This window comes from Allobosea sp. GW823-FHT02B03, from assembly GCF_058797755.1.
In genome coordinates, this window is the sequence record NZ_JBXAJY010000004.1 from 216,535 (window position 1) to 226,670 (window position 10,136).

The window sequence follows — 10,136 nt, forward strand, 5'->3', positions numbered from 1 at the left end:
CCGGAAGGCGGGCCTTTTTGCTTGCGTCGCTGGTCAGCGCACCAGGATGTTGCGGAACTGCCAGGGGTCGGACGGGTCGATGTCCTCCGGGAACAGGCCCGGGCGGCCGTCGAGCGGGGTCCAGTCGGTGTAGTAGCCGGCGACCGGGCCGAGATAGGGCCGCTGGATCTCGAGGCAGCGATTGACGTCCATCTCCTCGACCTCGACGATTCCCGCCTTCGGGTTCTCGAGCGCCCAGACCATGCCGGCGAGCACGGCCGAGGTCACCTGCAGACCGGTCGCAGTCTGGTAGGGGGCCAAGGTACGCGCCTCCTCGGTCGAGAGCTGCGAGCCGAACCAGTAGGCGCCCTTGGCGTGGCCGTAGAGCAGCACGCCGAGCTCGTCGATGCCGTCGACGACCTCGTTCTCCTCGAGGATGTGGTGCTCGGTCTGCGGACGGCCGGCATTTCCGAACATCTCATGCAGCGAGAGCACGGCGTCGTTGGCCGGGTGATAGGCATAGTGGCAGGTCGGCCGGTAGATCGCCTTGCCGCTGTCGTCGCGCACGGTGAAGTAGTCCGAGATCGAGATCGACTCGTTATGCGTGACGAGGAAGCCGTATTGCGGGCCGGGCGTCGGGCACCAGCTCCTGACCTTGGTCTCGGCGCCGGCCTGCATCAGATAGATCGCGGCCTGCGATCCCGTCTCATGGGTGAAGGCGTTGTCCGGCATCCAGCGTTCATGGGTGCCCCAACCCAGTTCGGAGGGCTGCACGGCTTCCGAGATGAAGCCTTCCACCGACCAGGTGTTGACGAAGACGCCCGGCGGCTTTGGGTTGCGGGAGCGCTGCGTGTCGCGCTCGGCGATGTGGATGCCCTTGACGCCGGCATGCTGCATCAGCGCGGCCCACTCCTCGCGGGTCTTCGGCTCCGGCACGTTCAGGCGCAGATCGGCGGCGAGGTTGAGCAGGGCCTTCTTGGCGAGCCATGAGGCCATGCCGGGATTGGCGCCGCAGCAGGAGACAGCGGTCGTCGAGCCGGGCGCGCGGGCGCGCTTGGCAGCGAGCGTCATCTCGCGCAGCGCGTAGTTCGAGCGCTCGGCCGGGCCCTTGCTCTGGTCGAAATAGAAGCCGAGCCAGGGCTCGTTGACCGTGTCGATATAGAGGGCTCCGAGGCTGGAGCAGAATTCCATCAGGTCGCGCGAACCCGTGTCGCAGGACAGGTTGACGCAAAAGCCTTGCCCGCCGCCCGCAGTCAGCAGGGGCCCGAGCATGGACTTGTAGTTGTCGATCGTCACGGCTTCGTGGATGAAGCGGATGCCGCGTTCGTCCAGAAGCGCCCGGTTGTCGTCGTCGGGCGCGATGACCACGAACCGGCTCTTGTCGAATTTAAGGTGCCGCTCGATCAGCGGCAGTGTCCCGCGGCCGATCGAACCGAAACCGATCATCACGATCGGGCCGGTGATCTCGCCGTGTACGGGCCAATCCATCATTCTTTTCAACTCCTGGGTTAGATTTTCAACTGAAGCGTGGCTCGTATGGGGTTGGGACCCCCACGTCAATGCTGAGAGGCAAAAACCTCGCCTTTGCAGGCGTTTGGCCGCGATTTCCGGACGCTTGCGCCGGGACGCTCGCCCATCGAGATGACGGCCGGATGAAGCTGGCCCGGAAACGTCCGGGAGCGCCGGCGCAAACGAAAACGGGCAGGCCTATGGCCTGCCCGTCGACGAGGATTGCTGTTCCCCGGTTTCAGGCGGCGCGACGTCGGAGACCGTCCATTTCCCCGGTCGCGACGAGCGCACCGGTGGGCTTGAGCACGCCGCTGACGCCGGCGAGGGCGCCGTCGCGCAGTTCGAGGCCGAGGAAGCGCTCGCGCTCGACCGGGCCGGGCATGGCAAGCTCGGCCATAGGCGCCGCCGAAAAGCCGAAGCGCTGGTAATAGGGCGCGTCGCCGACGAGTAGGATCGCGCCGTGGCCGCGATCGGCAGCGCGGGCGATCGCCTCACGCATCATCGTGCCGCCGAGGCCTTCGCCATGCAGTTCGGGCGCGACCGCGAGCGGGCCGAGCAGCAGCGCGGGCCGGCCATTGGCCTCGACATGCCAGAGGCGGACCGTCGCGATGACGGCGCCATCGCGCTCGGCGGTGAGGGCGAGGCCCTCGGCCGGCAGACGGCCTTCGCGCAGGCGCTCGCTCGACTTGGCGGTGCGGCGCTCGCCGAAGCAGCGGTCGAGCAGGAGCTCGCGGGCCGGGACATCCGCGGCGATTTCCTCGCGAATCGTGATCATGGCGCACCTCCGGCCGGAGCACCCGCGCCTCCGCGGACCTTCCCGGCGCCGCGCGAACGCGGCCTCTATGTCAGGGAATGGGGAAACTGGGTCCGGCGGGAGCCACGCCCGCGCCCTCCATTCTGGAGGCACGAACGCTCCGCCCGGTTTCCCGGGCGGCCTGCCGATCCTGGCAGGGCGCTTCGCCGGACCCGATTCACAAGGGGCGGTCAGTGCCCCCGTCGAACGTCAGATGACGTACTGCTTCAGCGGCGGGAAGCCGTTGAAGGCGACGGCCGAATAGGTCGTCGTATAGGCGCCCGTGCCTTCGATCAGCACCTTGTCGCCGATCTCGAGCGAGAAGGGCAGCATGTAAGGCGTCTTCTCGTAGAGCACGTCGACCGAATCGCAGGTCGGGCCGGCCAGCACGCAAGGCACCGTGGCGTCGCCGTCACGCTCCGTGCGGATCGGGTAGCGGATCGCCTCGTCCATCGTCTCGGCCAGTCCGTTGAACTTGCCGATGTCGAGATAGACCCAGCGAACCTGGTCGTCCTCGCTCTTCTTCGAGATCAGGACGACCTCGGCCTCGATCAGGCCGGCTTCGCCGACCATGCCGCGGCCCGGCTCGATGATGGTCTCCGGCAGGCGGTTGCCGAAATGCTTCGACAGCGCCTGGAAGATCGCATCGCCATAGGCCGGAACGCCCGGAATCGGTCGCAGATAGCGCGCCGGGAAGCCGCCGCCGAGATTGACCATCGACAGGGACATGCCGCGGGTGGCGCACTCCTTGAACACCGCCGAGGCCGAGGCCAGGGCCGAATCCCAAGCGTGCACGTTCGCCTGCTGCGAGCCGACATGGAACGAGATGCCATAGGCGCGCAGACCGTTGCGATGGCCATGCTCGAGCACGTCCGCGGCCATTTCGGGCACGCAGCCGAACTTGCGCGAGAGCGGCCAGTCGGCGCCGGCACCGTCGCAGAGGATACGGCAGAAGATGCTCGCATCCTGCGTACCGGTCAGCTTGGCCGCACGGACGATCTTGTCGGTCTCGGCGATGCAGTCGACGGCGAACAGGCGCACGCCGAGCTCCATCGCGCGGGCGACGTCGCGCTCCTTCTTGATGGTGTTGCCGAAGGAGATGCGGTCCGCCGTGGCGCCGGCCGACAGCGCGAGCTCGATCTCGACGACCGAGGCGCAATCGAAGCAGGAGCCGAGCTTGGCCAGCAGGCGCAGCACTTCCGGCGCCGGGTTCGCCTTGACCGCGTAGAAGACGCGGGTGTCCGGCAGCGCCCGGGAGAAGGCGACATAGTTCTCGCGCACGACCTCGAGGTCGATCACGACGCAGGGACCATCCTCACGGCGGTCACGCAGAAATGCACGGATGCGCTCGGTCATCGGCGCGACTCCTCTTCGGCGCAAGCGGCGCCGATACGACGTGTAGCCGGTTGAAACGTTCGCGATCCGAGGCGCGATGGAGACGCCAAGGACAGCGGACGAAACGTCCGGACCCGAAAACACCGTCGATTGGGAGATTTATCCCCGCACGGCCGGCAATGAAGGACAAGCCTCTTCGGTGTTGACCTTTGGAGGGTCAACGAGACCAAAAAAGCCCGCTCCGTCGTTGCTTTAAGCTGCGTCCCCCGTGGAGATTCGGGGTTCGCCGGTTTCGCCTCCGGCTGCCAGTCGCTGTTCGGGAGCGGTCCCCTTGCGAAGACCGGGAGCGTGATTTGAGGGGATATCCATCCCCCTCCATCCGTTTCCCATCCCTGGCGGCTGTCCGGCCTCTTGTCCGGATGCCCACCGACCGGCACGCGGCCACAGGCACGTGCGAATTGGGTAAGGCCCATATACGGATGGGTGGCCCCGGCTTCAAGTTTTTTCTTACGTCCGGACGCGGTTTTTTTGGCGAACGCGGCGCAAGATTCCAAAGAGTGGCCGCCAGAGCGCGATGACCGCCGCGGCAGCGGCCGGATCCGGCCCTAGACCGGCCCCATTTCATCCCCTAAGTCATTGTCGGAAAGCGCCTTAAGGGCGCCTATGACTGGGACGAGCTTCTATCATGACCGTGACTGACCGCCGCCGGGTTCTGGCCGGGCTGAGCGCCGCCCTGTGCGCCGCGGCCGCGCCGCAGGCGCTGCTGGCCCAGCAGCCCGAGGCGTCGCCGCCGCAACCGCGATTCGGCTTCGAGGAGGTGGTGCGCCGCGCCCGTGAAATCTCGCTGGCGCCCTATGAAGCGGGGCCGAGCCTGCCGGAGGCGCTGACGCGGCTCGATTTCGACGCCTGGCGCGAGATCCGCTTCCGGCCCGAGCGTTCCATGCTGGCGCAGACGAACACCGGCTTCCGCCTGCAGATGTTCCACCCCGGCTTCCTCTTCACCCGGCCGGTGACGGTGAACGTCATTCGCGACGGGGTGCCGACGCCGGTGCCCTACGCCGCCAATCTCTTCGACTATGGCCGCACCAAGTTCGAAAAGCCGCTGCCGGTCAATCTCGGCTTCGCCGGCTTCCGCCTGCATTATCCGCTGAACGATCCGCGCGTCTTCGACGAGCTGATCTCCTTCATCGGCGCGAGCTATTTCCGCGTGCTCGGCCGCGGCCAGCGCTACGGGCTCTCGGCGCGCGGGCTCTCGATCGGCGCCGGCGTGCGCGATGGCGAGGAGTTCCCGGTCTTCCGGGAGTTCTGGATCGATTCGCCGGCGGCCAATGCCGAACGCATCACGGTTTACGCCCTGCTCGATTCGCCCTCGGCGACCGGCGCCTATCGCTTCAACATCTATCCCGGCCAGGACAGCGTGCTCGACGTCTCGGCGACGCTGTTCGCCCGGAAGAAGATCGAACGGCTCGGCCTGGCGCCGCTGACCTCGATGTTCTTCACCGGCGAGAACGACCGGCGCTTCCACGACGACTTCCGCTCCGAGCTGCACGATTCCGACGGGTTGATGATCCATTCCGGCAGCGGCGAGTGGATCTGGCGCCCTTTGCGCAATCCGCGCGAGCAGGCCTCGTCCTACTTCGTCGAGCGCAATGTCCGCGGCTTTGGCCTGATCCAGCGCGACCGCGTCTTCGAGCATTATCAGGACCTCGACCTCGCTTACGAACTGCGGCCCTCCTACTGGATCGAGCCGGAGGGCGACTGGGGCGAGGGCCATGTCGAGCTGATCGAACTGCCGACCACCGACGAGACCAACGACAATGTGGTCGCGCTCTGGGCGCCGAAGAACCCGCTGGAGCCCGGCCGCGAATTCAGCTTCCGCTACAAGCTCTCGGCGATGCTCGATGCCGACGAGCTGCACCCTGGCGGGCGGGCGATCAACACCTATCAGGCGCGGCCCAAGGCGCTGGGCTCGGGCGAGCCGGTGCCGGACGGGGCGCGGCGCTTCATCATCGACTTCTCCGGTGGCGATCTCGCCTACCACCTCAACCAGCCGGAGAAGGTCGAGATCGTGCCCTCGATCTCGAACGGGCGGATCGTGCGTGCATTCATCGTGCCGAACCGCAAGACCGAAGGCTTCCGCGCCTTCTTCGACATCGCCGTCGAGCCCGGCCAGATGGCCGATCTGCGCGCCTTCCTGCGCTCCGGCGACAAGGCGCTGACCGAGACCTGGACCTATCCCTGGCGCGCGCCGGAGCCGGCCTGAGCCGGCGGCCCGGCTTCAGAATTTCGGGGCGGTGATGCTGCGCGCTGTCTTGCGCCGCTTTTCCGGCGCCGCGGCGACGACTTCGATCTCGACCTTGAACTCCGGCAGCGTGAAGCCGGAGACGATCATCAAGGTCGAGGCCGGCGGCGGCGTCCCGACATGGGCGTCGCGCGATTCCATATAGCCCTTCATATGGGCGCGGTCGGTGACATAGGCGTTGACCCGGACGATGTCGGCGAGGGTCATGCCGGCTTCGCCGAGGATCGCAGCGATGTTGGCGAAGCAGAGATCGGCCTGTTCGCGGGGGCTTTCGGGGATCGTGCCGTCGGCGGCGATGCCAAGCTGGCCGGAGCAGAACACCAGCCGCTGCCCGGCCGGGAGCTCGACGCCGTGGCTGTAGCGGGCGAAGGGGGGGCGAATCGTGGCGGGGCTGAGCGGCTTCATCGGCTGGTCCAGACTGTCGATACGGCAGGTTCTGCCATGGCGCGGGGGCCCGCGAAACCGTGAGATTGCTTGACCTGCGCGGATTTTGCCGCCTTGAACGCGGTCATGCCTTGTTCAGGCAGGAAATCTAGGGTGCAAGGAAGGTTGCGTCGGCGGTGTCGCCGGGTGGCCGAGCAATCGAGATGGCGAAGATGAATCCGAAGATGCTTCCCCTGCCGCGCCTGCTGCGGCTCGCCGGCCTCCTGCCGATGCTCGGACTGGCGGCCTGTGCCGGTTCGCAGCGCTTCTCCGGTCCGGGGCCGGGTCCTGGGATGGGGCGCGGGCCGGTCTACAGCGAGCCGGTCCAGTCGGCCCCGCCGATCTCCTCGGCGCCGGTCATGTCCGAGCCGCTGCCGCCGCCGGGCGGCTATCCCGTCGCCTCGGCGCCTCCGGGAGGCGGAGCCGGCCTGCCGCCGTCGAACGATCCCTTCTTCGATCCCCAGACCGCGCCGCAGGGGCAGCAGCCGGTCGAGCGCGTGACCGAGGCGCCGCAGCTGCGCGGCCAGGTCGCCAACGCCAACCCCAGTCCGACGCCGGCCCCGGCACGCAGCGCCGGCTCCTCGCGTGATGCCGTCGTCGGCAGCTGGACGGCGCAGGAGGCGACGGGGGGCTCCTGCCGGGTGCAGCTCTCGAGCGCGCCTTCGCTCGACCTCTATCGCGCCAGCGCCAATGGCTGCTCCAATCGCGAATTGCAGCAGGTCAATGCCTGGGATTACCGGGACGGCGAGGTCTATCTCTACCAGCGTGGCGGTTCGGTGGTGGCGCGGCTGCGCGTCGCCGGCAGCGGCGCGATGAACGGTGCTGTCACCAAGTCGGGAGCGGCGCTCTCGCTCAATCGCTGAGAGCTCCGCCAGACATCAATGACGCCCGCCGGTCGCGCCGAAAAGCGCCGGCTGCCAGAGCTTGCGCTGCAGGGCGAGCGACATCGCCGCGAAGCCCTGGGCGTGGTTGAGCGCCTCGTCGAGCAGGGTGAAGGGCGTGGGAGCGCCGGTCGAGATCCGGCACTCGACGTCGCTGTAGCCCGTGACGAGTTCCGCCTCGAACTTGCGGGCGAGATTGCGCATCGCAATGTTCTCGGGAAGGCAGGTCATGTAGAGCGTCCGGATGCCGCGGTTGCGGGCGGCGGTGATCAGGTGTCCGAACAGCGCCTCGCCGATGCCGCGCCGGCGCCGGCCCTTCTCGACGCTGAAGGCGGCCTCGCCGGTCTGCACGACGAAATCCTCCAGGCCGCGCAATTCGGCGGCGCCGCGGACTTCTCCCTCTTCGACATAGCCATAGACCAGCCCGCCGATGCCGAAGGTGCTCTCGGCATAGTCGACGAGGAATTCATCATTGACCGCCGTGCCGAAGCGCTCGCGCCGGGTCGCGGCGTCGAGGCGCAGAAGATGGGCGGTGAAGAGGTCGCGCTCGGTAGGCCAGAGACGCCTGACCTCGCCGTGCCTGGCTTTCGCGCCAGGTTTCATCGAACGATTCAATTGCAGCTCCTGATAAAGCGCTGTGACACGCTGCCAACCAGGAGGCGTATTCTTCCCTAACTCGGCGCTGAAGATGCGCTCGCGAATGCGGAATACAAGAGACCGGATTGCGGCAAATTACCGCTAAATGCGGGAATAATGGGCAAATCTGCTGAGCAGGCGCCGCGATGCAGTGGAATTATCCTCGGCGTTTCGAAGGGTCGGGAGGTGGTGCCGGCCTGGCCGGAATCGGCTGAAGCTTGCGGGCCGGGCTGGCCTGCCGTAACCCTCAGGCGCTCCTCCTTTGCCTCCAGGCCATGTCCGCTACGCTCCCCGAACGCTATGCCGCCCTCGTCGAATCCGGTGCGATCGAACGCGACCCGGCGCAGGTCGCGGTCGTCAATCGCCTGCAGGCGCTGACCGAAACCCTCGCCAGCCGCCGGCTGGCGAAGAAGAGCAGCGCGCTCGGCTGGCTGTTCGGCCGCAAGCAACCGCCGCCGGAAAGCGTCAAGGGTCTCTACATCTGGGGCTCGGTCGGCCGCGGCAAGACCATGCTGATGGACATGTTCTACGAGGCGGCTCCGCTGGCCTCGCGCCGGCGCGTGCATTTCCATGCCTTCATGGCCGACGTCCATGAGCGCATCCATGCCTATCGGCAGGAACTGAAGGCCGGCAGGGTCAAGGAGCCCGATCCGATCGGCCCGGTCGCGGAAGCGCTGGCGGCCGAGGCGACGCTGCTCTGTTTCGACGAGTTCACGGTTACCGACATCGCGGATGCGATGATCCTCGGCCGTCTGTTCACGGCGCTGTTCGCGGCCGGTGTCGTGGTGGTCGCGACCTCCAATGTCGAGCCGTCCCGGCTCTATGAGAACGGCCTCAACCGCGCGCTCTTCCTGCCCTTCATCAGCTTGCTCGCCGGCAAGGTCGAGGTGATCCGGCTCGATGCGCGCACCGATTTCCGGTTGGAGAAGCTCGGCGGCGCGCCGACCTATCACGTGCCGGCCGATGCGGCGGCGGGGGCGGCGCTCGACAAGGCCTTCTTCAAGCTCTCGGGCGTCGCCAGGGGCGCGCCGGTGACGATCGACATCAAGGGGCACGAACTCAAGCTGCCGCAGGCCGCGGCGGGCGTGGCGCGGGCGAGCTTTAGCGATCTCTGCGCCCAGGCCTATGGCGCCTCGGACTATCTCGCACTGGCGCAGGATTTCCATACGCTGGTGCTCGACGACATCCCGGTGATGGACATGGACCGGCGCAACGAGGCCAAGCGCTTCATCATCCTGATCGACGCGCTCTATGAGAGTCATGTGAAGCTGGTCGCCTCGGCGGCCGCTGAGCCGACGGGACTCTATGTGGCGCGCTCGGGCCGCGAGGCCTTCGAGTTCGACCGGACCGTCTCGCGCCTGATCGAGATGCGCTCGGAGGAGTATCTCGCCTTGCCGCATGGCCGCGCCGATTCCGCCGCGAGCGGCGAGACGACCGGGCTGGTGGAGACCTGAGCCATGGTCGCGCGCGAGCCGAGCGAGACCCGTATTCTCTCGGTCGCCAGCGAGCATCTCAGGCTGCACGGCCTGCGCCGCTTCACCGTCGTGGCGGTGGCGGAAGAGGCCGGCATGACCCATGCCAATGTCTATCGCTATTTCCCCTCGCGGGTCGCGCTGGTCGATGCCGTGGTCGATGTCTGGCTCAAGGCGACCGAACGCAGGCTCGCCGACATCGCGGATGGCCCCGATCCTGCGGAGGACAAGCTCGAGCGCCTGATCCTGGCCTTGGCCAAGGCCAATCGCGACCTGCTGCACGAGGACCCGCATCTCTTCGCAGCGCTGTCGCAGGCGGTCGCCAAGCGCCATGCGATCAGCCGGCGCAACCGCGCCCGGGTCCGCGCCCTGTTCGAGCGCGTCATCGACGACGGCATCGCCACCGGCGCCTTCGAGCCGCGCGACCGCGACCGGGCGATTGCCTTCGTGATCGACGCGACCCATCGCTTCATCCATCCGGCGGCACTCGAGCTCGAGGCGGACGTCCCCCAGGAGTCCGTCGATGCACGGCTTTCGACGCTGATCAGGGTCGCGCTTCGGACATTGGCGACCGGCGTGATCTAAAATCCAAAAGAAAATGACATAATTTGTAAAATGTCATTGCTCGGTTTTTGACCGGCTCAGGCAAAGGGCGCGCCGGCCAAGTTTGTAATAGTTTGATTTCCTTTGCTATTCGCCGGAAAATGGCCGATTTTGGTGCCTGAATTCACGGATTTGCCATAATCTGCGCAGGGTTGAGCCCCACGCCGGGTTGGGCCAAAGAACCCACGGTTTTCCGGTTCACG

9 protein-coding genes are annotated in these 10,136 nt (G+C 67.0%); 4 read left to right on the forward strand and 5 right to left on the reverse strand.

The window, feature by feature from the left end; translation table 11 throughout:
• Window positions 1-33: 33 nt before the first annotated feature.
• From AC1REK_RS14625 to AC1REK_RS14635, 3 genes are all read right to left on the reverse strand, one after another.
• On the reverse strand, window positions 34-1,470 hold the full coding sequence (locus tag AC1REK_RS14625) for a homospermidine synthase (RefSeq protein WP_492269484.1): 1,437 nt from the start codon (window positions 1,468-1,470) through the stop codon (window positions 34-36).
• Window positions 1,471-1,726: 256 nt separating this feature from the next.
• A complete protein-coding gene (locus AC1REK_RS14630; RefSeq protein WP_492269483.1) occupies window positions 1,727-2,263 on the reverse strand; it encodes a GNAT family N-acetyltransferase in 537 nt (178 codons plus the stop codon).
• A gap of 228 nt (window positions 2,264-2,491) precedes the next feature.
• Complete coding sequence (locus AC1REK_RS14635) at window positions 2,492-3,637, reverse strand: type III PLP-dependent enzyme (RefSeq protein WP_066477314.1); 1,146 nt, start codon at window positions 3,635-3,637, stop codon at window positions 2,492-2,494.
• Between the two features lie 664 nt (window positions 3,638-4,301).
• Here AC1REK_RS14635 and AC1REK_RS14640 point away from each other — a divergent pair.
• Entirely contained in the window at window positions 4,302-5,879 is a 1,578-nt protein-coding gene (locus tag AC1REK_RS14640) for an OpgD/OpgG family glucan biosynthesis protein (RefSeq protein WP_316020815.1), read from the forward strand.
• Window positions 5,880-5,894: 15 nt separating this feature from the next.
• Here the strand turns inward: AC1REK_RS14640 and AC1REK_RS14645 are convergent, their stop codons facing one another.
• Complete coding sequence (locus tag AC1REK_RS14645; protein ID WP_066477316.1) at window positions 5,895-6,323, reverse strand: RidA family protein; 429 nt, start codon at window positions 6,321-6,323, stop codon at window positions 5,895-5,897.
• A gap of 182 nt (window positions 6,324-6,505) precedes the next feature.
• Between AC1REK_RS14645 and AC1REK_RS14650 the strand changes: the two genes are divergently transcribed.
• Complete coding sequence (locus tag AC1REK_RS14650) at window positions 6,506-7,204, forward strand: AprI/Inh family metalloprotease inhibitor (RefSeq protein WP_492269482.1); 699 nt, start codon at window positions 6,506-6,508, stop codon at window positions 7,202-7,204.
• A 15-nt stretch (window positions 7,205-7,219) separates the two neighbouring features.
• Here AC1REK_RS14650 and AC1REK_RS14655 read toward each other — a convergent pair whose 3' ends face one another.
• Window positions 7,220-7,825 carry a GNAT family N-acetyltransferase gene (locus AC1REK_RS14655; protein ID WP_492269481.1) on the reverse strand — a complete coding sequence of 202 codons (606 nt, stop codon included), beginning with the start codon at window positions 7,823-7,825 and terminating at the stop codon, window positions 7,220-7,222.
• 308 nt (window positions 7,826-8,133) lie between these two features.
• Between AC1REK_RS14655 and zapE the strand changes: the two genes are divergently transcribed.
• Together zapE and AC1REK_RS14665 are read left to right on the forward strand one after the other, a co-directional pair.
• Complete coding sequence (gene zapE, locus AC1REK_RS14660) at window positions 8,134-9,312, forward strand: cell division protein ZapE (protein ID WP_066477322.1); 1,179 nt, start codon at window positions 8,134-8,136, stop codon at window positions 9,310-9,312.
• Window positions 9,313-9,315: 3 nt separating this feature from the next.
• Window positions 9,316-9,915, forward strand: coding sequence for a TetR/AcrR family transcriptional regulator (locus tag AC1REK_RS14665; protein ID WP_066477324.1), 600 nt, complete (start codon window positions 9,316-9,318; stop codon window positions 9,913-9,915).
• The last annotated feature ends 221 nt before the right edge of the window (window positions 9,916-10,136 follow it).